Origin of the sequence: Streptomyces sp. NPDC029526, assembly GCF_040637405.1 — a bacterium.
Taxonomy (GTDB): Bacteria; Actinomycetota; Actinomycetes; order Streptomycetales; family Streptomycetaceae; genus Streptomyces.
This window is the reverse complement of sequence record NZ_JBEZWE010000012.1, coordinates 1-21,589: the sequence shown is the minus strand read 5'-3', so window position 1 is coordinate 21,589 and position 21,589 is coordinate 1. Positions and strand designations below refer to the sequence as shown.

22 protein-coding genes, 1 tRNA gene and 1 pseudogene are annotated in these 21,589 nt (G+C 72.0%); 14 read left to right on the top strand and 10 right to left on the bottom strand.

Annotated features, from left to right (window positions below; translation table 11 throughout):
* Nucleotides 1-6: 6 nt before the first annotated feature.
* Entirely contained in the window at nucleotides 7-1,257 is a 1,251-nt protein-coding gene (locus tag AB0F01_RS22865) for a PTS transporter subunit EIIC (RefSeq protein ID WP_362098735.1), read from the bottom strand.
* Between the two features lie 243 nt (nucleotides 1,258-1,500).
* A complete protein-coding gene (locus tag AB0F01_RS22860; protein ID WP_362098732.1) occupies nucleotides 1,501-2,814 on the bottom strand; it encodes a PTS transporter subunit EIIC in 1,314 nt (437 codons plus the stop codon).
* 222 nt (nucleotides 2,815-3,036) lie between these two features.
* Between AB0F01_RS22860 and AB0F01_RS22855 the strand changes: the two genes are divergently transcribed.
* The 4 genes from AB0F01_RS22855 to rdgB all read left to right on the top strand — a co-directional run bounded on the left by AB0F01_RS22855 (nucleotide 3,037) and on the right by rdgB (nucleotide 5,317).
* Complete coding sequence (locus AB0F01_RS22855; protein ID WP_217127552.1) at nucleotides 3,037-3,270, top strand: PTS glucose/sucrose transporter subunit IIB; 234 nt, start codon at nucleotides 3,037-3,039, stop codon at nucleotides 3,268-3,270.
* 132 nt (nucleotides 3,271-3,402) lie between these two features.
* On the top strand, nucleotides 3,403-4,140 hold the full coding sequence (gene rph / locus AB0F01_RS22850) for a ribonuclease PH (protein ID WP_362098729.1): 738 nt from the start codon (nucleotides 3,403-3,405) through the stop codon (nucleotides 4,138-4,140).
* Nucleotides 4,141-4,281: 141 nt separating this feature from the next.
* Nucleotides 4,282-4,680 (top strand): hypothetical protein, encoded by a 399-nt coding sequence (locus AB0F01_RS22845; protein WP_362098727.1) that lies wholly within the window; start codon nucleotides 4,282-4,284, stop codon nucleotides 4,678-4,680.
* Nucleotides 4,681-4,714: 34 nt separating this feature from the next.
* Nucleotides 4,715-5,317 (top strand): RdgB/HAM1 family non-canonical purine NTP pyrophosphatase, encoded by a 603-nt coding sequence (gene rdgB, locus AB0F01_RS22840; protein WP_362098724.1) that lies wholly within the window; start codon nucleotides 4,715-4,717, stop codon nucleotides 5,315-5,317.
* Nucleotides 5,318-5,404: 87 nt separating this feature from the next.
* Here rdgB and AB0F01_RS22835 read toward each other — a convergent pair.
* Together AB0F01_RS22835 and bcp are read right to left on the bottom strand one after the other, a co-directional pair.
* Nucleotides 5,405-5,491 (bottom strand) — tRNA-Leu (locus AB0F01_RS22835).
* Between the two features lie 39 nt (nucleotides 5,492-5,530).
* Entirely contained in the window at nucleotides 5,531-5,998 is a 468-nt protein-coding gene (gene bcp / locus AB0F01_RS22830; protein ID WP_362098721.1) for a thioredoxin-dependent thiol peroxidase, read from the bottom strand.
* 178 nt (nucleotides 5,999-6,176) lie between these two features.
* On the opposite strand from bcp, the gene AB0F01_RS22825 reads away from it, so the two are divergent.
* Both AB0F01_RS22825 and AB0F01_RS22820 read left to right on the top strand, forming a co-directional pair.
* Entirely contained in the window at nucleotides 6,177-6,506 is a 330-nt protein-coding gene (locus AB0F01_RS22825) for a DUF3618 domain-containing protein (RefSeq protein WP_362098719.1), read from the top strand.
* Between the two features lie 45 nt (nucleotides 6,507-6,551).
* Complete coding sequence (locus AB0F01_RS22820) at nucleotides 6,552-6,908, top strand: co-chaperone GroES (RefSeq protein ID WP_362098716.1); 357 nt, start codon at nucleotides 6,552-6,554, stop codon at nucleotides 6,906-6,908.
* Nucleotides 6,909-7,210: 302 nt separating this feature from the next.
* Here AB0F01_RS22820 and AB0F01_RS22815 read toward each other — a convergent pair whose 3' ends face one another.
* Nucleotides 7,211-9,589: a transglycosylase domain-containing protein gene (locus tag AB0F01_RS22815; protein ID WP_362098713.1), complete on the bottom strand. Its 2,379-nt coding sequence runs from the start codon at nucleotides 9,587-9,589 to the stop codon at nucleotides 7,211-7,213.
* A gap of 324 nt (nucleotides 9,590-9,913) precedes the next feature.
* Between AB0F01_RS22815 and AB0F01_RS22810 the strand changes: the two genes are divergently transcribed.
* Complete coding sequence (locus AB0F01_RS22810; RefSeq protein WP_362098710.1) at nucleotides 9,914-10,720, top strand: DUF1707 domain-containing protein; 807 nt, start codon at nucleotides 9,914-9,916, stop codon at nucleotides 10,718-10,720.
* Between the two features lie 260 nt (nucleotides 10,721-10,980).
* On the opposite strand, the gene AB0F01_RS22805 is transcribed toward AB0F01_RS22810, so the two are convergent.
* Nucleotides 10,981-12,345, bottom strand: coding sequence for an SGNH/GDSL hydrolase family protein (locus AB0F01_RS22805; protein WP_362098708.1), 1,365 nt, complete (start codon nucleotides 12,343-12,345; stop codon nucleotides 10,981-10,983).
* 193 nt (nucleotides 12,346-12,538) lie between these two features.
* Here AB0F01_RS22805 and AB0F01_RS22800 point away from each other — a divergent pair, with 193 nt between their 5' ends.
* A complete protein-coding gene (locus AB0F01_RS22800; RefSeq protein ID WP_362098706.1) occupies nucleotides 12,539-13,885 on the top strand; it encodes a DUF445 domain-containing protein in 1,347 nt (448 codons plus the stop codon).
* A 362-nt stretch (nucleotides 13,886-14,247) separates the two neighbouring features.
* Nucleotides 14,248-15,756, top strand: coding sequence for an MFS transporter (locus AB0F01_RS22795; RefSeq protein WP_362098703.1), 1,509 nt, complete (start codon nucleotides 14,248-14,250; stop codon nucleotides 15,754-15,756).
* An 84-nt stretch (nucleotides 15,757-15,840) separates the two neighbouring features.
* Here AB0F01_RS22795 and AB0F01_RS22790 read toward each other — a convergent pair whose 3' ends face one another.
* Nucleotides 15,841-16,143, bottom strand: coding sequence for a hypothetical protein (locus AB0F01_RS22790; RefSeq protein ID WP_362098700.1), 303 nt, complete (start codon nucleotides 16,141-16,143; stop codon nucleotides 15,841-15,843).
* Nucleotides 16,144-16,350: 207 nt separating this feature from the next.
* Here AB0F01_RS22790 and AB0F01_RS22785 point away from each other — a divergent pair, with 207 nt between their 5' ends.
* From AB0F01_RS22785 to AB0F01_RS22770, 4 genes are all read left to right on the top strand, one after another.
* Nucleotides 16,351-16,779 (top strand): Hsp20/alpha crystallin family protein, encoded by a 429-nt coding sequence (locus AB0F01_RS22785; RefSeq protein ID WP_362098697.1) that lies wholly within the window; start codon nucleotides 16,351-16,353, stop codon nucleotides 16,777-16,779.
* Nucleotides 16,780-16,895: 116 nt separating this feature from the next.
* Nucleotides 16,896-17,399, top strand: coding sequence for a DUF2267 domain-containing protein (locus AB0F01_RS22780; RefSeq protein ID WP_362098695.1), 504 nt, complete (start codon nucleotides 16,896-16,898; stop codon nucleotides 17,397-17,399).
* Between the two features lie 547 nt (nucleotides 17,400-17,946).
* Nucleotides 17,947-18,321 (top strand): VOC family protein, encoded by a 375-nt coding sequence (locus AB0F01_RS22775; RefSeq protein WP_362098692.1) that lies wholly within the window; start codon nucleotides 17,947-17,949, stop codon nucleotides 18,319-18,321.
* Between the two features lie 191 nt (nucleotides 18,322-18,512).
* Nucleotides 18,513-19,418: an endonuclease/exonuclease/phosphatase family protein gene (locus AB0F01_RS22770; RefSeq protein WP_362098689.1), complete on the top strand. Its 906-nt coding sequence runs from the start codon at nucleotides 18,513-18,515 to the stop codon at nucleotides 19,416-19,418.
* Between the two features lie 269 nt (nucleotides 19,419-19,687).
* Here AB0F01_RS22770 and AB0F01_RS22765 read toward each other — a convergent pair whose 3' ends face one another.
* The 3 genes from AB0F01_RS22765 to AB0F01_RS22755 form a co-directional block, all read right to left on the bottom strand.
* Nucleotides 19,688-20,146 (bottom strand): hypothetical protein, encoded by a 459-nt coding sequence (locus AB0F01_RS22765; RefSeq protein ID WP_362098686.1) that lies wholly within the window; start codon nucleotides 20,144-20,146, stop codon nucleotides 19,688-19,690.
* A 4-nt stretch (nucleotides 20,147-20,150) separates the two neighbouring features.
* Nucleotides 20,151-20,411: a hypothetical protein gene (locus AB0F01_RS22760; RefSeq protein WP_362098683.1), complete on the bottom strand. Its 261-nt coding sequence runs from the start codon at nucleotides 20,409-20,411 to the stop codon at nucleotides 20,151-20,153.
* Nucleotides 20,412-20,665: 254 nt separating this feature from the next.
* Nucleotides 20,666-21,295: a hypothetical protein gene (locus tag AB0F01_RS22755; protein WP_362098680.1), complete on the bottom strand. Its 630-nt coding sequence runs from the start codon at nucleotides 21,293-21,295 to the stop codon at nucleotides 20,666-20,668.
* A 119-nt stretch (nucleotides 21,296-21,414) separates the two neighbouring features.
* Here AB0F01_RS22755 and AB0F01_RS22750 point away from each other — a divergent pair.
* Nucleotides 21,415-21,589 (top strand): annotated as a pseudogene (locus AB0F01_RS22750) (IS3 family transposase); the annotation flags it as partial.

Sequence of the window (21,589 nt, the reverse complement as noted above, 5' to 3'; positions counted from 1 at the left end):
GCGGTCCTACGCCTTGGTGGTGTCCTCGACCTCCTCCTCCGGCTCACGGCCCGGAGTCGGCAGGTTGAACTTGACGATGGCGAAGCGGAAGACCACGTAGTAGATCGCCGCGAACACCAGGCCGATCGGGATGATCAGCCATGGCTTGGTCGCCAGGTTCCAGTTGAGCCCGTAGTCGATGGCGCCCGCCGAGAAGGTGAAGCCCGCGTGCACCCCGAGCGCCCAGGTGATCGCCATGGACAGGGCGGTGAGCACCGCGTGGATCACGTACAGCGCCGGGGCGATGAACATGAACGCGAACTCGATCGGCTCGGTCACACCGGTCACGAAGGAGGTCAGCGCGAGGGAGACCATCATGCCCATCACGGCCTTGCGGCGCTCGGGGCGGGCGGCGTGCGCGATGGCGATCGCGGCGGCCGGCAGACCGAACATCATGATCGGGAAGAAGCCCGACATGAACAGACCGGCGTCCGGGTCACCGGCGAAGAACCGGTTCAGGTCACCGTGGACGACCTCGCCCGCGGCGTTGGTGAAGTCACCGATCTGGAACCAGGAGACGGTGTTGACGAACTGGTGCATGCCGACCGGGATCAGCGCGCGGTTGATCAGACCGAACAGGCCGGCGCCGACGGCGCCCAGCGAGGTGATCCACTCGCCGACGTTGGAGATGCCCTCACCGATCGGCTCCCAGACCAGGCCGAAGAAGACACCCATCGCGGTGCCGACGAAGGCCATGATGATCGGGACGAGACGGCGGCCGTTGAAGAAGCCGAGCCAGTCGACCAGCTTCTTGCGGTGGTAGCGCTGCCACAGCACCGCCGCCAGCAGACCCATGATGATGCCGCCGAGGACACCGGGGTTGTTGTAGGTCGCGGCTATGTCCTCGCCCGCCTGCACCTTCGCCTCGGTGACGGGGAATGCCTTCAGGACGTTGCTGTAGACGAGGAAGCCGACCAGTGCGGCGAGCGCCGTGGAGCCGTCGGACTTCTTGGCGAAGCCGATGGCCACACCGACGCAGAACAGCAGCGGCAGGTTGTCGAAGATCGCGCCACCCGCGGTGGCGAAGACGGCCGCTACCCGGTCCCAGCCGAACCCGTCCTCGCCGAACACGTCCGGCTGGCCCAGGCGGAGCAGGATGCCCGCCGCCGGCAGCACGGCGATCGGGAGCTGAAGGCTGCGGCCCACCTTCTGCAGGCCTTGGAAAAGGCCGGATCCCCGCTTCTTCGCGGGGGCCGCCGATGCGGTGGCGGTACTCATACGTCCTCCATCGGTGGTGGTCTACACCACTGAGTGGTGTAGACCTGTTCTAACACGATGTGGCCCATATAAGGAACCCGTCAGAATCGCAACCACGGTGCTACGCACCGTGGCTGCCGCGGAGGCGAAGCGGAATCCGATGCCGCGGCCAGTGGGAACGCCTTCGGGCGCAGCGAAAGACCCCCGGACCGACAGGTCCGAGGGCCGGTGGAGCCGCCCCCACCCTAGGGGGTCGGGGCCGGATCACGCCTTGGTGGTGTCCTCCACCTCTTCCTCCCGTTCCCGTCCCGGGGTCTTCAGGTCGAACTTGGTGATCGCGAAGCGGAAGATCACGTAGTACAGCGCGGCGAAGCACAGGCCGATGGGGATGATCAGCCATGGCTTGGTCGCCAGGTTCCAGTTGATGACGTAGTCGATCAGTCCCGCCGAGAAGCTGAAGCCGTCGTGCACCCCGAGCCCCCACGTCACCGCCATCGAGGCGCCCGTCAGCAGCGCGTGGATCACGTAGAGCGCCGGGGCGACGAACAGGAAGGAGTACTCGATCGGCTCGGTGATGCCGGTGACGAACGACGTCAGCGCCACCGACAGCATCAGGCCGCCGACCTCCTTGCGCCGCTCCGGACGCGCGCAGTGCGTGATCGCCAGCGCCGCCGCCGGCAGCGCGAACATCATGATCGGGAAGAAGCCCGACAGGAACTGCCCGGCGTTCGGGTCGCCCGCCAGGAACATGTTGATGTCGCCGTGGACCACCGTCCCGTCCGGCTTGGTGTAGCTGCCGAACTGGAACCAGATGGGCACGTTCAGGAACTGGTGCAGGCCCACCACCAGCAGGGCCCGGTTGGCGACGCCGAAGACGCCCGCACCCCACGCGCCCAGGTCGGTCATCCAGTCGCTGAAGCTCTCCAGCGCGTCGCCGATCGGCGGCCACACCCACAGGCACAGTGCCGCGAACACGATCGCGGCGAACGCCATGATGATCGGCACCAGGCGGCGGCCGTTGAAGAAGCCCAGCCAGTCGACCAGCTTGGTGCGGTGGAAGCGCTGCCAGAAGTACGCTGCCATCAGGCCGATCACGATGCCGCCGAACACTCCCGGGTTCTGGAAGGTGAACGGCGTCACCGTCGCCGGGTCCTCCGTCACCTGGCAGCCGATGGCCTGCACCGCCGTGGAGCCCTCGGGGCAGTCCTCCGGGAACTGGCGGAGCACGTTGTAGTAGACGAGGAAGCCCGCCACGGCCGCCAGCGCCGTCGAGCCGTCCGACTTCTTGGCCATGCCGATGGCCACGCCCACGCAGAACAGCAGCGGCAGGCCCAGCGATCCGTCCAGCAGCGCGCCGCCCGCGCCGGCCATCACCTTGGAGACGTTCGTCCAGCCCAGGCCGTCGTCGCCGAAGACGTCCGGCTGTCCCAGCCGGTTGAGGATGCCGGCCGCCGGCAGCACCGCGATCGGCAGCTGCAGACTGCGGCCCATCTTCTGCAGGCCCTGGAAGAACCGGTTCCACCGCTCGCGGACGGGGCTGACCCCGTTCGCCGCGTTCGCGGGACTGTCGGCACTCATCCGGTCCCCTTCGCTGGACGCTCGTCCGGTGTTCGTCCGGTCCGGCGGTGCCCGGGCGCCGCTGGCCGCGGGTTTGTCGCCGGTCCACCGGGTGGTGTAGACCAGTTGATGACGGTTCCGCTGTCGTGACGCCATCCTTGGGCACCCACGACATGACCGCTCGCAAAGTTGGGCCAACTGTGGGTTACTGCGACAAAGCGGTTCGGATCAGGGAGTGCGAACATGGCCACCAAGGCTGAGAAGATCGTTGCCGGACTCGGCGGCATCGACAACATCGAGGAAGTCGAAGGCTGCATCACCCGCCTGAGGACCGAGGTCGTCGACCCGGCCAAGGTCGACGAAGCCGCCCTGAAGGCCGCCGGAGCCCACGGTGTCGTCAAGATGGGCAGCGCCATCCAGGTCGTCATCGGCACCGACGCCGACCCCATCGCGGCGGAGATCGAAGACCTCATGTGAGATGCGCGGCGCGCGCACCGCGCCGGCGTTCCCGCCGACGCGAGGTCCCAGGGCCCCCTCCCCGAGCCGGGCGGGGGCCCTGGCGCACCTCGGGCACGGGCCGCCCCGCACGGACGGCTAGGCTCTTGCGCCATGTCACGCATCGACGGCCGCACCCCCGAACAGCTCCGCCCCGTCACCATCGAACGCGGCTGGAGCAAGCACGCCGAAGGCTCCGTCCTCGTCTCCTTCGGCGACACCAAGGTGCTGTGCACCGCCTCCGTCACCGAGGGCGTCCCCCGCTGGCGCAAGGGCAGCGGCGAGGGCTGGGTCACCGCCGAGTACTCCATGCTCCCGCGCGCCACCAACACCCGCGGCGACCGCGAGTCCGTCCGTGGCCGCATCGGCGGACGCACCCACGAGATCAGCCGCCTCATCGGGCGTTCGCTGCGCGCCGTCATCGACTACAAGGCCCTGGGCGAGAACACCGTCGTCCTCGACTGCGACGTCCTCCAGGCCGACGGCGGCACCCGCACCGCCGCCATCACGGGCGCCTACGTCGCCCTCGCCGACGCCGTCGCCTGGGCCCAGGCGAACAAGCTGGTCCGCGCGGGCCGCCGCCCCCTCACCGGCACCGTCAGCGCCGTCTCCGTCGGCATCGTCGACGGCACCCCCCTGCTCGACCTCCGCTACGAGGAGGACGTCAAGGCCGACACCGACATGAACGTCGTCTGCACCGGCGACGGCCGCTTCGTCGAGGTGCAGGGCACCGCCGAGGCCGAACCGTTCGCCCGCGACGAACTCAACGCGCTCCTCGACCTCGCCGTGGCCGGCTGCACCACCCTCGCCGACGCCCAGCAAGCCGCGCTCGCCACCGTCCTCGAAAGGTGAAGCGCGCCCCGACTCCGGTGGCCGGCACGGGCAACCGCGCCGGTCACCGCCGCGTCTGAACCGGTAACGGGCGCACGGCCGACTCCGCGCGCCCGCCCAGTCACCGGGCCCACCCGGCCCGCACGAGGGAGGACCCCACCCATGGCCGCGAGCCGCCGACGCCGCACCGCAGCCGTCGCCGCCACCCTGGCGGCCGTCGCGCTGACCGCCGGACTCACCACCGGCTGTGCCGCCGTCGACAAGGCGCTGGACTGCGTCCGGACCGCCGACGCCATCGCCGACAGCGTGACGGAGATGCAGCAGGCCGTGGACAACGCCTCGAACGACGTCACCCAGCTCGAGGAGTCCCTCACCTCCATCGACAAGAACCTCGACGAGCTCGCCGACACGACCGACAACGCCGACGTCGGCAAGGCCGTCGACGACCTCGACCGGGCCGTCGGCAACGTGCGCACCTCCATCGAGAACGGTGACAAGACCCCCGACCTCAGCCCCGTCACCGACGCGGCCGGGGAACTCACCAAGGTCTGCACACCGTGACGGGCGGCCCGCGCCGGCCGGGATACTGGACGCCATGACCCGCCTGATCCTCGCCACCCGCAACGCCGGAAAGATCACCGAACTCAGGTCGATCCTCGCCGACGCGGGCCTGCCCCACGAACTCGTCGGCGCCGACGCCCACCCCGAGGTCCCCGACGTCAAGGAGACCGGCGTCACCTTCGCCGAGAACGCCCTCCTCAAGGCACACGCCCTCGCCCGCGCCACCGGCCTGCCCGCCGTCGCCGACGACTCGGGCCTCTGCGTCGACGTCCTCGGCGGCGCCCCCGGCATCTTCTCCGCCCGCTGGGCCGGCACCCACGGCGACGACCGGGCCAACCTGGACCTGCTCCTCGCCCAGCTCTCCGACATCGCCGACGAGCACCGCGGCGCCTACTTCGCCTGCGCGGCGGCCCTGGCCCTGCCCGACGGCACGGAACGGGTCGTCGAGGGCCGCCTGACCGGCGTCCTGCGCCACAGCCCGTCCGGCACCGGCGGCTTCGGCTACGACCCGATCCTCCAGCCGGACGGCGAGAGCCGGACCTGTGCGGAGCTGACGGCCGCCGAGAAGAACGCGATCAGTCACCGCGGCAAGGCGTTCCGCGCGCTCGTGCCGGTGATCCGCGAACTGGTGGGCTGACGAATCGCTGGGCTGAACGAACCGGTCGGCCGAGCGCACCGCTGAGCTGACGAACCGGTGGGCCGAACGCGCCGGTGGGCTGAACACTGGTGCGGCCGGAGGGACTCGAACCCTCACGGGAGTTACCCCACTGGGACCTAAACCCAGCGTGACTGCCAGTTCCACCACGGCCGCTCGATGCTGCCCGGCCATGCTAGCGGCCGGGCAGCCGCATCAGATGCCGAGATCCTTGATGATCTTGGCCACGTGTCCGGTGGCCCGCACGTTGTAGAAGGCGTGCTCCACCTTGCCCTCCTCGTCCACCACGATCGTGGAGCGGATGACGCCCAGGTACGTCCTGCCGTAGTTCTTCTTCTCCCCGAACGCCCCGTACGCCTCCAGGGCCTTCTTGTCGGGGTCGGCGAGCAGGGTGACCTTCAGGGACTCCTTCTCGCGGAACGCGGCCAGCTTCTCCGGCTTGTCCGGCGAGATGCCGATCACGTCGTACCCCGCGCCGGCCAGCAGGTCGAGGTTGTCGGTGAAGTCGCAGGCCTGCTTGGTGCAGCCCGGGGTGAGGGCGGCGGGGTAGAAGTACACGATGACCTTGCGGCCCCTGCGGTCGGCGAGGGACACCTCGTTGCCGTCGGCGTCGGGCAGGGTGAAGGCGGGGGCCTCGTCCCCGGGCTGGAGGCGTTCACTCATCGGTCTGTCTCCTCGTACGTGCGCGCTGGGTGGATCGGGTGCCGGGATCGAGGGTAACCGGGGGTGCTGACGGTGCGGCTCGGCGCGAAGCTGACAGACTGTCCGGCACAGGTAAGAGCGGTTTCAGCGGATTCACATCAGCGGATTCACGGATCCAGCAGACTTCGGAGGCGACACGGTGGCGGACACGGCGGACACCAGGACCCCGGCGGAGATCGAGGCGGACATCCGGCGCCGTCGCGCGGTGCTGGCCGAGACCCTGGACGAGATCGGCGTGCGGGTGCACCCGAAGACGATCGTGGACGACGCCAAGGCCCGGGTCGTCTCCCACGTGGACCACACGCTGGGCCGCGCCTACGTCGGGGTCAACGCCGCGCTGAGCGAGGTGAAGGCCCAGTTCGTGGACGAGGACGGGTCTCCCCGTATGGAGCGGGTCGTGCCGGCAGCGGTGCTGCTGGTCGGCGTCGTGGGACTGCTGGCGATGGGCTCGCGCCGGCGGCGGAGCTGACCCCGCCCGCGTGCGTGGGCGGTACGGGCAGGTAGGTTTCAGAGCGTGAGCGCCAACAGTAACGACCACGGCTCCCAGCACGACAAGCTGCCCATCCGGATGCTGCACGACCGTGTGCTCGTCCGGCAGGACACCACCGAGGGCGAGCGGCGTTCCGGGGGCGGCATCCTGATTCCCGCGACCGCCGCGGTGGGCCGGCGGCTGGCCTGGGCCGAGGTGGTGGCCGTCGGGCAGAACGTCCGGACGGTGGAGCCCGGCGACCGGGTGCTGTTCGACCCGGAGGACCGCGCCGAGGTGGAGGTGCGGGGCGTGCCCTACGTGCTGATGCGGGAGCGCGACCTGCACGCGGTGGCCGCGGACCGGTTCGAGGGCTCCGAGGACTCGACCGGCCTGTACCTGTAGGTCCGCCGACTGTGTGACGGAGGGGGCCGGTGACCACGGTGGTCACCGGCCCCCTCCGCCGTGCCTGTGTCCGGGCCGGGCTCTGTCCGCCGTGCCTGTGTCCGGGCCCGGCTCTGTCTGCCGTCTCCGGCCGGCTCGGCTGCGTCGGGCCGCTTGGCCGTGTCCGGCTGCCTCTGGCGTGTCCGGGGCACGGGGTCCGTGGTCCGCCGTCCGCCGTCCGCCGTCCGCGGACCGCGGACCGTGGTCCGGGTCCGCAACGCGCGCAGGCCGCTCACGGCCGCGGCCGGCTCACCCTTCGCCGCTCACTGTCTGCGGCCGCCGGTGAGCGTGCCGGTGAGGCCGCCCTGGTCGATGCCGCCGGTGCCGTCGGCGCCGCCGTCCCCGGTGCCGCCCGTGGGGTCCCCGGTGGTGCCGCCGGTGCCGGTGCCGCCGTCGGTGGTGCCGCCCTCGGTGGTTCCGCCGTCCGGGGTGCCGGTGCCGCCGTCGGTCTGGCCCTGCGTCTGGCCGTCGGTCTGGCCCCCGGTCTGCCCCGGATCGTCCCCGGGAGTCTCGGTGCCGCTCTCCGGCCCGCCGGGCGTGGGCGAGCGGTCCTCGTCCTCCTCGCCGGCGCCGGGGTCGGCGGGGGTGGCGTCGCTCGGCAGGGGCTGGACCTGGTCGGCGCCCACCTGGAGGTCGAGGTCGAACTCCTTCACCGGCTCGCCCTCCAGGGCCTCCCGGGTGAACTGCGCCCAGATCTCGGCCGGGACGCCGCCGCCGTTGACGCGGGGCAGGCCCATGGCGCCGTACAGCTTCTTCTGGGCGCCGGTCTCGGGGTCCTGGCCCATCACGGCGACGACGGTGGCGAGGTCGGGGGTGTAGCCGGCGAACCAGGCCGCCTTGTCCTCCTCGGCGGTGCCGGTCTTGCCCGCGGCGGGCCGTCCGGCGTCGAGGGCGGCGGTGCCGGTGCCGTTCTGCACGACGCCGCGCAGCACGGAGGTGGCGGTGTCGGCGGCCTGGCGGCTGACGGCCTGCCGGGTCTGCCGCTTCGGCAGCTCCACCGTCTCCCGGCCGTCCTTCGTCACCTTCTCGATCATGGTGTACGTGCCGTGCCGGCCGTGGTTGGCGAGCGTCGCGTACGCCTCCGCCATGTCCAGCACGCTGGCGGTGGCCACCCCGAGCGCGATCGACGGGCTCGGCGTCAGCGACGGCGTCTTGGCCGGGATGCCGAGGTCGACGGCGGTCTGCATCACCTTCTCGGAGCCGACGTCCACGGCCATCTGCGCGTACACCGAGTTGACGGACTTGTCGGTGGCCTCGCGCACGGTGACGTCGCCGTAGGAGACGTGGTCCTCGTTCTCGGGGGCGTAGTGGCCGGACCAGCCCTGCACCGGGCGCTTGTTGGTGCCGTCGTAGACGGTGTTGGGCGTGATGAGCCGGCCGTCCTGGGTGTTCGACTTGTTCTCCACGGCGGAGGTGAAGACGATCGGCTTGAAGATGGAGCCGACCTGGTAGTCCCGGCGGGTCGCGTTCGGGGTGTACTGCTTGACGTAGTCGATGCCGTTGTACATCGCCACGACCTTGCCGGTCTTCGGGTCCACGGAGGCGCCGCCGGCCCGGACGTAGGTGTCGACCTTGCGGTTCTTCTTGTCGAGGCGGTCCATCAGCTTGTCGTTGACGGCGTCGACGAAGGCGTCCTGCTTGTCCTTCTGGAGCGTGGTGGTGATGCGGTAGCCGCCCCGGTCGAGTTCCTCCTCGGCGACGATCCGGTTCTGCACCAGGTGGTCCTTGACGATGCGGACGATGTAACCGCGCTGTCCGGACATGCCGGTGGACGTGGTGCTCTCCTTCGGCATGGGGAACTTCATGCCGGCCCGCTCGGACTCGCTGAGCCAGTCCTTCTCGACCATGCCGTCCAGGACGTAGTTCCAGCGGGACTCCGCGGCCCGGCGGTTCTCCGGGTGCGCGACGACGTCGTACTGGCTGGGCGCGTTGACCAGCGCGGCCAGGTAGGCGGCGCGGCCGGCGTCGAGGTCCTTGGCGTCCATGCCGTAGTAGGCCTGCGCGGCGGCCTGGATGCCGTAGGCGTTGCGGCCGAAGTAGCTGGTGTTGAGGTAGCCCTCGAGGATCTGGTCCTTGGTCTGCTCCCGGTCCAGCTTGATCGCGATGAAGAACTCCTTCACCTTGCGGGTGACGGTCTGCTCCTGCCGCAGGTAGTAGTTCTTCACGTACTGCTGGGTGATGGTGGAGCCGGACTGCTTGCCCTTGCCGGTGGCGGTGTTCCAGGCGGCCCGGACCATGGCCTTGGGGTCGACGGCGGACTGCGTGTAGAAGTCGCGGTCCTCGGCGGCCAGCACCGCGTGCCGGGCGTCCTTGGAGACGCGGTCGAGCGTGACGTTCTCCCGGTTGACCTCGCCGTCGCGGGCGATGACCGAGCCGTCGGCGTACAGGTAGACGTTGGCCTGCTTCGTGGCGAGGGCGTTGGCGGGCGGGATCTTCACCAGGTGGTAGCCGAGGAAGAAGGCTCCGACCAGCAGCAGGCCGCCGACCACGACGGTGCCGAGCACCATCCGCCAGGTGGGGATCAGGCGACGCCAGCCGGTGCGCCTGCGCCCGCCCTCCGCCGTGCCCTGCGGGGCGTCGGCCGCCTGTGGCTCTCTCGGGGCCCAGCCCGGGCCGGGCTGTGGCTGCGGCTCGTCGCTCATGTCGTGCACGGACTCCTGTTTCGCCTCGTTCGTCGCTGTACGCCTGGTGCGCTCCTTCTATTGAAGACTGTCGCATCCGGGGAACAGTTCCGTGTCGACGCGGCGCGTCCGCGTCGGATGCGGCTTCTCACACGCATGGGGCCCGGCCGGGCGGGGAGGGCGGGGGCGCGGGACGGGGAGGGCGAGGGGTGGGGGAGGCGCGGGCCGGGACGGCTGCCGGCCGCCGGGGGCGTTCGGGGGTGGGCCGGGGACGGGAGCGGGCCGGGCGGGCGGCCCGTCCGACGTCGTAGCCGACGGACGGCGGGAAATCGTAGGCTGACGGGTATGACCGACGACGCCGCCCCGGACCTCCGTGCCTCCGACAGTGACCGCGAACGGGTCGCCGACATCCTGCGCGAGGCGCTCGCCGAAGGGCGCTTGGACATGGAGGAGTTCGGGGAGCGGCTGGACGCCACCTACCGGGCGCGCACGTACGGCGAACTGGCGCCGATCACCCGCGATCTGCCGGCCGCCGGCGTCGACGCCCCGGCGGTGTCGCTGACCAAGGACCCGGCCCCCTCCGACGACTGGGCCGGGCGGATCGTGGGCGGCGACGACGCCGGCCGGTCGTCGTGGGCGGTCGCGGTGATGTCGGGGTTCCAGCGCAAGGGTCACTGGACGGCGCCGCGGCAGTTCAACTGCTTCGCGTTCTGGGGCGGCGGGGACATCGACCTGCGGGAGGCGAACTTCGCCGACCGGGAGATCGTGATCAACGCGATCGCGATCATGGGCGGGGTGGACATCACCGTCCCGCCGGGCGTCGAGGTCGTGGTGCGCGGGATCGGCATCATGGGCGGCTTCGACCACCGGGAGGAGGGCGTTCCGGCGGAGCCGGGCGCACCCCGGGTGATCGTCACCGGCTTCGCCTTCTGGGGCGGGGTCGGGGTGCAGCGCAAGCTGCCCCGTGCGGAGAAGCAGCGGCTGCGCGAGGAGCGCCGCCGTCAGAAGCTGGAGCGCAAGGCCCGACGCCGGGAGCTGGACGCCTCCTCGGGCTCCACGTCCTGGGACGGCGGCCTGCACGGCCTGCACGGCTCGGGCCCGGAGGAACGCTTCGAGCGCCGTGACGGGCGGGGCGGACACGGCGGGCACTGAGTGCGGTCCCGGCCCGGCCCCCGGGCGGCGTGACCGGCGGGTCGCCCCCCATCGGCGGGTCGCTCCCACCGGCCGGTGACCCTTCACCTGCGGGCGGCCCGTGACCCGTGACCCGTAACTCGTGTGACCCGGTGCCCCGCGCCCTGTCCGCATGCCGGCCCTCGTACGGCCCAGGCGCTACCGCTGCCGTCCCGCCGCGGCCCCGGAGGATCCGAGGATCGGAGGATCTGTCACCGGCCGGCGGGCACACCCGCGCCCCGTCACAACTGCGCCGGGGCGCCGCCGCTCAGCTCGTCGAGGTCGAGGACCTGCGCCATCCGCGTGTAGCCGCGGTCGCTGGGGTGGAGGTGGTCGCCGGAGTCGTAGACGGGACGCAGGCGGCGCGGGTCGTAGGGGTCGCGCAGCGCCTTGTCGAAGTCGACGACCGCGTCGAAGACCCGCCCGGAGCGGATCTCCGCGTTGATCCGCTGCCGCACCGCCTCCCGCTCCCCGGTGTGGCCGGGGTGCCCGCCGAACGGCATCAGGGTGGCGCCGACGACCTTCAAGCCGCGGGCGTGGGCCCGGTCGACGAGGGTGCGCAGGCCGTCCAGGATCCGGTCCGGGTCACCGGCGCCGGGGTGGCGCAGGATGTCGTTGATGCCGAGGTCGACGACGACGGTCCGCACGTTGGTGCGGCCGAGGACGTCCCGGCCGAAGCGGTTGAGGCCGCTGGGGTTCTCCGGCGGGCGGCCGAGGCCGTCGGTGAGGACGCGGTTGCCGCTGATGCCCTCGTTGACGACGCTGAGCCGGGGCACGTCCCGCCCTTCGTCCCGGGCGGCGCCAAGCCGGTCGGAGAGGACGTCCGGCCACCGGTTGTTGGCGCCGACGCCGGAGGTGACCCCGTCGGTGAGGGAGTCGCCGAACGCGACGAGGGTGCCGTCCGCCTCGCTGCTGAGCACGTCCAGCGCGGTCACGTACCGCCAGTAGCCGGTCTGCGTGGTGTACGGGGCACCGGTGGTGTCCGCGGTGTGCTGCCCCTCGGCGACGTAGGAGATCTGGCGGGCCCGCGGGTGGTACGTGACGGGCCCGGACGGGGTGGGGGAGTAGGTGGTGATCAGGACGTCGCCGTCCCGGGGGACGGTGATGCGCACCGGGTCGCTGGTCACCTGGGCGCCCGCCGGGACGACGACGGAGCGGCTGCCGGTGAAGGTGAGCGGGCGCAGGGTGCCGGTGACGGCGGCGGCACCGCCGGGTCCGGCCGCCAGGGCGATCGACGCGTGCGTCACGGTCAGCGGGGACTGCCCGTAGAGATTGGACAGCGTGACGCGGGCACTCGTACCGCCGGCGCTGGTGTGGACGACGTTGCGCACCGAGCGGCCCGCCAGCCCGGTGGTCTCGGTGCCGGGTTCGCCGCCGACGGGCGCGGTGGCCCAGGAGGCGACCCAGGTCCCGGTGGAGGCGGGTGCGGCCGGGTTGTGCGGGGCGCGGCCGCCGGCGAGGGTGTCGCGCCGCTCGGTGCCGTCGTCGGCCGCGACGCCCAGGTACAGGGCGGCGGACAGGGCCACGATCGCGGCGAGGACCGCGGCCAGCAGGGCGCGCTGCTTCGCTGGGGGCGAGCCCGAGCCCCCGTCACGTCCCCTGGTCATGCTGTGCTGTTCTCCTCGGGAGGTGGGAGCCCCGAGGCTCCGGTCCGACGTACCCATGATGCGTCACGGGCGGCGGGCGGCCTGCGACCCCCCTCGCAGTCCCCCTCGGGACAGACGCCGGGAACTCCTGTTCCGTTCCGGGAGTCGGTCGGGAAGGGACAATGTGTGAGGGATCACCGAGCGGGTGGAGTGGATGGAACGGACCGAAGCACCGGAAACCGCAGGAAGCGGCGCCGAGGGGCAGCATGCCCGTCCCGGCGCCGTGTCGAACCGCGCGATGACCGCGTTCAGCCCGGCGGACGAGGAGAAGCGGCGCGGTGTGCGCCGGATGAAGCTCACCGCCACCGGCCTGCTGGTCTTCGTGGCCGTGGTCTACGTGCTCGCCGAGTGGGCCGCGCACCGGGGCGCCGGTGCCTGGGCGGGGTACGTGGCCGCCGCGGCCGAGGCGGGCATGGTCGGCGCGGTCGCCGACTGGTTCGCGGTCACCGCCCTCTTCCGCCACCCGCTGGGCCTGCCCATCCCGCACACGGCGATCATTCCCCGGAAGAAGGACCAGCTCGGCGTGTCCCTGGGGGAGTTCGTCGGGGAGAACTTCCTCTCCGAGGAGGTCGTGCGGGGCCGGCTGCGCGCCGTGGGCATCGGCAGCCGGCTGGGCGCCTGGCTCGCCGTCCCCGAGCACGCCGACCGGGTCACCGCCGAGCTCGCGGCGGCCCTGCGCGGTGCGCTGGCCGTGCTGCGCGACTCCGACGTCCAGGCCGTGGTCGGCGAGGCCATCACCCGGCGCGCCGACGCCCAGGAGATCGCGCCCGGCATGGGCAAGATGCTGGACCGGATCGTGGCCGACGGCGGCCACAAGCGGGCCGTCGACCTGGTGGTGAACCGGGCCCACGACTGGCTGGTGCTGCACGGCGACACGGTGATGGAGGCCGTCCACGTCGGCGCGCCCGGCTGGACCCCGCGGTTCGTGGACCGCAAGGTCGGCGAGCGCGTCTACAAGGAACTGCTGCGCTTCGTCACCGAGATGCGGGACATGCCCGAGCACCCCGCGCGCGGCGCGCTGGACCGCTTCCTCACCGACTTCGCCTCCGACCTCCAGTCCGACACCGAGACCCGCGCCCGGGTGGAGCGCCTGAAGGGCGAGATCCTCGGCCGCGGCGAGGTCCAGGACCTCATCGCCTCGGCGTGGACCGCCGTCCGCGCGATGATCGTCGCGGCGGCCGAGGACGAGCGCAGCGAGCTGCGGCTGCGGGTGCGCGCCTCGCTGCTCTCCCTGGGGTCCCGGATGTCCGCCGACGCCAAGCTGCAGGGCAAGGTCGACGGCTGGCTGGAGAGCGCCGCGGTGTACGTGGTCACCACCTACCGCAAGGAGATCACCTCCCTGATCACGGACACGGTGGCGAGCTGGGACCCCGAGCACACCACGAAGAAGATCGAGGCGAACATCGGCCGGGACCTGCAGTTCATCCGGATCAACGGCACGGTGGTGGGGTCGCTGGTCGGTCTGCTCATCCACACGGTCTCGCGGGCGCTGGGGGCGTAGGCCCCGGCGTCGGGTGGGTGAGCGGGCGAGGGGTCTCGGCGTCGGGTGGGTGAGCGGGCGAGGGTCCTCCGCGCCGCTTGGGTGAGCGGATAGGTGGCCTTGGCGTCCGGCGGGTGAGCGGGCGAGGGGCCTTGGCGTCGGGCGGGTGAGCGGACGAGGGGCCTCGGCGCCGCGTGGGGGTGCGGACGAGGGGCCTCGGCGGCGCGTGGGGGTGCGGGCGGGCGGCCCCGGCACCGCGCGGGGGCGTGAAGGGCCGTCTTCAGGGCATCCGACGGTGGTTCGCTCCCCGGGATCCCGGCCACGCCCGCCACGGCGTCCAGGACCCGGTCCGGGCGAGTCGTCGAGGAGCCGAGGAGGGGGCCATGACCACCGCGCGGTCCGGGACCGGACGCACCGTCACCACCAGCATTCCCGCCCGTCTGGACCGCCTGCCCTGGTCCCGCTGGCACTGGTCGATCGTCATCGGCCTCGGCACGGTATGGATCCTCGACGGTTTCGAGGTGACCATCGTCGGCAACATCGCCGCCCGCCTGTCCGAGCCCGGCAGCGGACTGCCCATCACCTCCGGCGAGGTCACCGGCATCTCCGCCGCCCTCTACGTGGCCGGTGCCTGTACCGGCGCCCTCTTCTGGGGCCGCCTCACCGACCTGTGGGGCCGCAAGAAGCTCTTCATGATCACCCTGGCGGTCTACCTGGGGGCCACCGCGCTGACCGCGCTGGCCTTCGACACCTGGTGGTTCTTCCTCTTCCGCTTCCTGACCGGCTTCGGCATCGGCGGCGAGTACGCGGCCATCAACTCCGCCATCGACGAGCTGATCCCGGCCCACTACCGGGGCCGCGTCGGCCTGCTCATCAACGGCAGCTACTGGCTCGGCGCGGTCGGCGGCGCCCTGCTGTCGATCGTCGCGCTCGACACGTCGATCTTCCCGGCCGACGTGGGCTGGCGGCTCTCCTTCGCCCTCGGCGCGGTCCTCGCCCTGGTGATCCTCCTGGTCCGCCGGCACGTCCCGGAGAGCCCGCGCTGGCTGCTGATCCACGGCCGTGACGACGAGGCCGAACGCATCGTCTCCGAGATCGAACGCCGGGTGGAGGAGGAGCGGGGCGAGGCCCTCCCCGCGCCCGAGGGTGAGCTGACCATCCGCCAGCGCCGCAGCGTGTCGTTCACGGAGATCGCCCGCACGATCCTCTCCCGGTACCGCAGGCGGGCCACGCTCGGCTTCTCCCTCTTCATCGGCCAGGCGTTCCTCTACAACGCCATCACCTTCGGCTTCGGCGCGATCCTCACCCAGTTCTTCGACGTGGCCAGCGGCCACACCGGCTACTACTTCGCCGTCATCGCGCTCGGCAACTTCCTCGGCCCGCTGCTGCTGGGCAAGCTGTTCGACACCGTCGGCCGCCGGGTGATGATCTCCGGCACGTATCTGCTCTCCGGTGTGCTGCTGTTCGGCACGGCCTGGCTGTTCGACCGCGGGTCCCTGGACGCGACGACCATGACGGCCTGCTGGTGCGCGGTGCTGTTCTTCGCCTCGGCGGGCGCCTCCAGCGCCTACCTCACGGTGTCCGAGATCTTCCCGATGGAGACCCGCGCCATGTCCATCGCCTTCTTCTACGCCATCGGCACCGCCGCCGGCGGCATCAGCGGCCCGCTGCTGTTCGCGGAACTCACCAACACCGGCCAGGTCGCCGACACCGTGCTGGCCTTCCAGATCGGCGCCGGCCTGATGTGCGCGGCGGGTCTGGTGGCCGTGTTCCTCGCGGTGAACGCGGAACGCCGCGCACTGGAGGACATCGCCACACCGCTCACCGCGGCGGAGCCGGCGGGCTCGGGACCGGGCGGCCCGGGGGTGGAGGCGCGGCGGTCGGCCGGCTGATGAGGGGTGCCCCGGCGGGCGGTCACCTGACGTGGGGTGTCCGGCGGTCGGTCACCTGACGTGGTGGCCGACCGGCCCGGCTGCTCAGCCGCGCCGGTCGGCCACTGCCCAGGACGCTAGCGCCATGGCACCGGCCACCCCGAACACGGACGGCCAGGCACCCACCCTCTTGGCCAGCGGGTGCGACCCGGCGAACGCGGCGATGTAGGCGGCCGTCAGCGCGCCCGCGGCCGGCCCTCCGGCGCGCTGCCGCCACTGCCGGGCGGCGGCCGTCCCCGCGGCGGCGAGGACGACCCCGCCCAGCGGGCGCTGCCGCGTCCAGCGGGCCACCGCGTAGCCGCCGACGAGCCCGCTCGCCGCCACCACCGAACTGGGGATCCTCGCCACGTCGCCCTGCCTTCCCGTGCTCCCCCGAAGGGAGCCGGTTCCACGTCCGTCTCATGCCCGTCTCCCTACGTCCCGAGGGTACCCATGGCCTGGTGGTCTGGGGTGAGGTGCCTTAGTTGAGTCGCCACTTGTCAAGTTTCCTCCTCCGAGCTATATAAGAAGTACGGGCATCGCACTGACCGGACCCGAGGAGAGGAGTGACCAGTGATGCTCATGCGTACCGACCCCTTCCGTGACCTCGACCGCCTCGCGCAGCAGTTCTTCGGTGACGGGCCCGCGGGCCGTCCCGCAGCCGTGCCGATGGACGCCTACCGCTCCGGGGACGACTTCCTCGTCCACTTCGACCTCCCCGGCGTCGACCCCGAGACGATCGAGCTGGACGTCGAGCGCAACGTCCTGACCGTGCGCGCCGAGCGCCGTTCCCCGGCCCCCGAGGGCGCCGACATCCTCGTCGCCGAGCGCCCCAGCGGCACGTTCACCCGTCAGCTCTTCCTGGGCGACACCCTGGACACCGAGCGCATCGACGCGTCCTACGACGCCGGCGTCCTGACCCTGCGCATCCCGGTGGCCGAACAGGCGAAGCCGCGCCGCATCCGGATCAGCGGGGGCGGCGGACGCAAGCAGCTCCGCGGCTGAAGCGCCGCTCGAAGCCCGAAGGCGCCCCGCGGACCGGCCGTCGCGGGGCGCGACCCCCTGCCCGCCGGTTCCGGAGGGCGTCGCAGGCCCGCAGCAGGAGAGGAGTCCAGAGCACGATGACGACGATGACCCCGAACAAGCCCGCGCCTTCGTACCGGGGCCGGGGGATTCCGGCCCCGCAGCACGACCGTGTCGCCCGCACCCCGGGCGGCGGGGACGCCGAGCGGTGGCGGGAACTCGTCGACGCCGTACGCGAGTCGGGCCAGTACGCGACGAGGGCGGAGGCGGAGAGCGTCACCCGTGTCGTCCTGTCGGCCCTCGGCGGCCACGTCGTCGGCGACGAGCGGGTGGAGCTGGCCCGTGCCCTCCCCGAGGAGGCGGCGCGGGTGGTCGCCTCGCAGGTCCCGGCGACCCGTCCGCTGACGGCGGCGGAGTTCGTCGACTCGGTGGCCACCCGGATCGAGGGCGCGACGCCGGCGACGGCCCGCTGGGACGTCAGCTCGGTCCTCAGCGTGCTGCCCACGCTGGCCGGTGACGACCTGATCACCCGCATCCTGGACCAGCTGCCCCCTGGCTACGCCCTCCTCTTCGGCCGCGCGGAGCTGTCCCCGGCCCAGTGACCCCGGGGGCCGGCGCGCGCCGCTCCGGACGCCGCCCGGCCCGCGGCCGTCCCGGCCCCTGACCGCGACCGCCTCGGCCTCTGACCGCCCCTGCCCCGCTGCCGTCCAGCGCACCGATCGCCCGGCGCACGTCCCGTCCGGGCGGCGGTTCCGCGGACGGCGGCGGGTCGGGGGCGGTCGCAGCCCCGGGCACGGGCTCCGTGGGTGGAGCCTCCGTGGGAGAGCGCTGCCTCCGTGCGTGGGGCCTCCGTGCGTGCGGGGCATCGGCGTGAGGGGCATCGGTGGGTGGGGCATCGGCGGGTGGGCGCGGCCTTCGAGGACGGAGCCTCCGTGGGTCGGCGCGGGCTCAGTGGGCCGGCGCGGCTCCGTGGGTGGGCGCGGCCTCCGAGGGCGGGATCCCGCCGAAAACCGTATGACGCCTCCGCCCCCGAGGGACATGCTGCGTGCGTACCGCGGTCCGAGGAACCCGGGCGCCGAACCCCCGGGGACCACACGGAGGTTGCGCCCTGGGCCCCGCGGACCGCGCCACCCCACCACCGGAGGACCGTTGCACCCCACCATCCGCCACCTCACCTTCGACTGCACGGGGGACCCATACGACCTGGCCCAGTTCTGGAGCGCCCTGCTGGGCAAGCCACTGGCCGACGACGACAAGCCCGGCGACCCGGAAGCGCTGATCGCGGACCCGGACGGAGGCCCCGGCCTGCTCTTCGTCCGCGTGACGGAGGGCAAGACGGCCAAGAACCGCGTCCACCTCGACCTGAGGCCGACCGGCCGCACCCGCGCCGAGGAAGTGGCCCGGGCCCTGTCCCTGGGCGCCCGCCAACTGGCCGACCACACGCGGCCGGACGGCCGAGGCTGGGTCACGTTGGCCGACCCGGAGGGCAACGAGTTCTGCATGGAACGGGGCGACCGGGACTGACGGCCCGGAGTCCACGGTTCCGCCCCGGGGAACCGACCGTGCCGTCCCCGGCGTCCTGTTGATCATCACACGACAGGGGGCCGTGCACGGTGCAGCGAACGGACGGAACGCCCCCGCGCCGCGTCCCTCTGCGGGCGCCACGGCCTCGCAGACCCGCGTGGACCCGTGGCCCCGCATGGGTGCGCGGGCGCGTGCTCGCCGCACTGGCGGTCCTGACGGCCGGACTCCTGGCCTTCCACCGCGCGGTGCCCAACTCGGTGGGCCGCCTGGGCAGTCTGCTGGAGAGCTTCCTGCCCTGGCTCGCCCTGGCCGTGCCGGTGCTGCTCGTCCTGGCCCTGATCCGCCGCTCGGCCCTCACCCTGGTCGCCCTCCTGCTCCCCGTGGCCGCCTGGACCCACCTCTTCGGCGAGCTGCTCCTGCCCGCAGGGAGCCCGGGGCTCCGTGACCTGACCGTCGTCCAGCACAACGTGAGCGACGAGAACCCCGACCCGACGTCCACGGCCCGCGCCCTGGCCGCCGTCGAACCGGACCTCATCGCCCTCCAAGAACTGCTCCCGGAAGCCGTCCCGGCCTACGAGAAGGCGCTGCGGGCGGACTACCCGCACCACGAGGTCCGGGGCACCGTCGGCCTCTGGTCGAAGCACCCCCTCACCGGCGCCCGCGCCCTCGACATCAGGCCCCGCGGCATCACCGAGCCGTGGAACCGCGGCCTGCGTGCCGAGGTCCACACCCCGCACGGCCGCCTCGCCGCCTACGTCGTCCACCTGCCGTCGGTCCGCATCCGCCCGACCGGCCTCGCCTCATCCTGGCGCGACGAGAGCGCCCGCCGCCTGGGCAGCGCGGTCGCCGCCGAGCCGGTACGGCACGTGATCCTCATGGGCGACCTCAACGCCACGGTCCACGACCGCGCCCTGACGCCCCTCACCTCCCGGCTCACCACCCCGCCCCGCGGCTTCGCCCTCTCCTTCCCGGCCGCCTTCCCGGTCGCCCGCATCGACCAGGTGATGGCCCGCTCGGCCACTGTCCACGGCATCCGTACCCTGCCCAGGACGGCAAGCGACCACCTGCCGGTGGCGGCGCGGATCACGCTGCGGTAGCGGGCAGGCGGCCTGTCGCATGGTCCGAGACGGGTGTTCCGTTTCGTACGCTCGACGGAGAAGCGCCGAAAGGGCGTACCACCCTCGGACGCCTCGATACGTGTTCGCAGAGGTCATGAGTACGTTGTGTTGCCGCCACGGTCATCGGTCATCGCGGTGCGATGCGGCTTCGGCGAGTCGGGAAGCCGTGCGGCTCCTGAGCGAATGAGCGGGGATACCGAACACGTCCTTCGGCAACGCAGGAGCCGCGCGCTACGCGCACTGGCTCGTCACGTGTCCGAAGGCCACTTCGAGGAACGCGGTTGTCCAGCATCGGCGGTTTCCACGAGGATCGCAATCGCCGTGTCGGGAGCGCTGGGACAGCACCAGAAGACACGACCCCCCGAGGCCGCGACGGTCATCGGGTGGGAATGCCCGGGGCAGGGCGGAAAGGGCGTGCTGCCCAAGATCTCCTGGCCGCTGTCCACCACTGCGTGAGCGAGCTGTTCGACCAGCCCCGCAGGCCCTTGTTGGGCATTGATGAAGACGCGTACTTCCTCATCGTGGATGGAGAGGTCGACGGCGGCCTCCAGGTAGTCGCTCTCCAAGGCCACGCCCAGCAGCGACGACCCTTGGGAGCGCAGCTCACTGTCGTCATGGGACCGCACAGCCGTCACCCGAACGCCGACACCGCTCAGGCGGCTGAGCGATGCCGCCACTTGAGCCGCACTGGCGCTCACCTGTGTCAAGAGATCATCGAACGACGACAATGGTTCCGCCTACGTTGAGTCGTGCCGTACCGGTGGTCTCGCCTCCCGTTGCGACGCGGAAGACCATCGTGTCGTGTCGGCTCAGTGTGTCCCCGTTGGACATCGCGCCCTGCGTTCCAGGGAGGAAATAGCTGACGGGGACGTTGCGCGGGGCGTTCTGGCCGATCGTGCGGGAGCCTGTGTACCACGAGACGCCGCTTTCCCTCATTTCGCTCGTCGCGATGGCGACCAGCTTCGGGGACACACGGTATCCCCCGTTCTGACGGTGGCGGCCCGGATCACTTCGCGGTAGCACCGACCTCGCGTCCGGGCCCGCCCCGACTCGGAGCCGTCGCAGGCTGTGCCCCGGCCGGCGTGAGCACAACGCCTTGTTCTGTCCTCGGAAGCCTCAGACGAGCACGGCCTCGGCCGCGTCGAGCGCCGCATGCTCATGTACCCGTAACCGTGCCGACGCCGACTGCCGGACGAACGGACGGATTCGCTCCCCGCAGCGCCGGTTCAGTTCAGCATGTTCCACACGACCGCCGAACGGGCCTCGGAGACCAGCTCGTCGAAGCCCGACCCGCCGGCACCACCCGCCGCGGGCGCGGCCGACCTCTGTGCGGGCTTCTCCGGTTCGATGACCCACAACGGGCGGCCGCCGGGCACGGCCGCCACTCCCTGGAACCGCAGATCACCGGCGATCCACAGCACCCCCCGCCCGTCGGTCATCCCGAGCCACACGCTGTGCGGGACCACCGACACGAACGAGGCGGCGACACTCCGGTCTGGTGCCAGCAGCACCACGCGGCGCTGCACCACCTTCCCCTCGATCTCCTCCAGACGGCACGGCCAGACCTGCCAGCGACTGTTCTCCAGGAGGGCCAGCAACTTCCGGGGGGCCTTCACACAGGCCGTGCGGTAGCCCGCCAGCAGACCCAGCACCATCGCGGTCACGGGTATGAGCACGATCACGGGATCTTCACGGAAGATGGCGTAGAAGACACCGAGGAAGACGAGCGAGCCCAAGGCCAACCACAGCACCCGGCGCTGCGCATTCTTCCGGAACTCCTCCACCTGAGCCCGGACCCCCACCGTGTCCGCCGCGGGCCGCGGCGACACCTGGTACCCGTACTCCTCGGCCAGCATCCATTCCCCCCGACGTCACCACCCGCGCGCCTCGCGGGCGGGGGCATCGTAGGACAGCAACTGGCCGACTGAACCGTTCCGGGTTCGGTAGGGACTCGATCGTTTGAGAGGATCGAGTCATGGCACGTCCTTCCCCCTACCCGCTTGAGCTGCGCCGTCGTGCGGTGCGGATGGTCGCCGAGGTGCGGCCGGAGTACGGCACCGAGTGGGCCGCGATGAAAGCGGTCGCCCAGAAGCTGGGCATCGGCACGACCGAGACCCTGCGCAAGTGGGTACGGCAGGACCAGATCGATG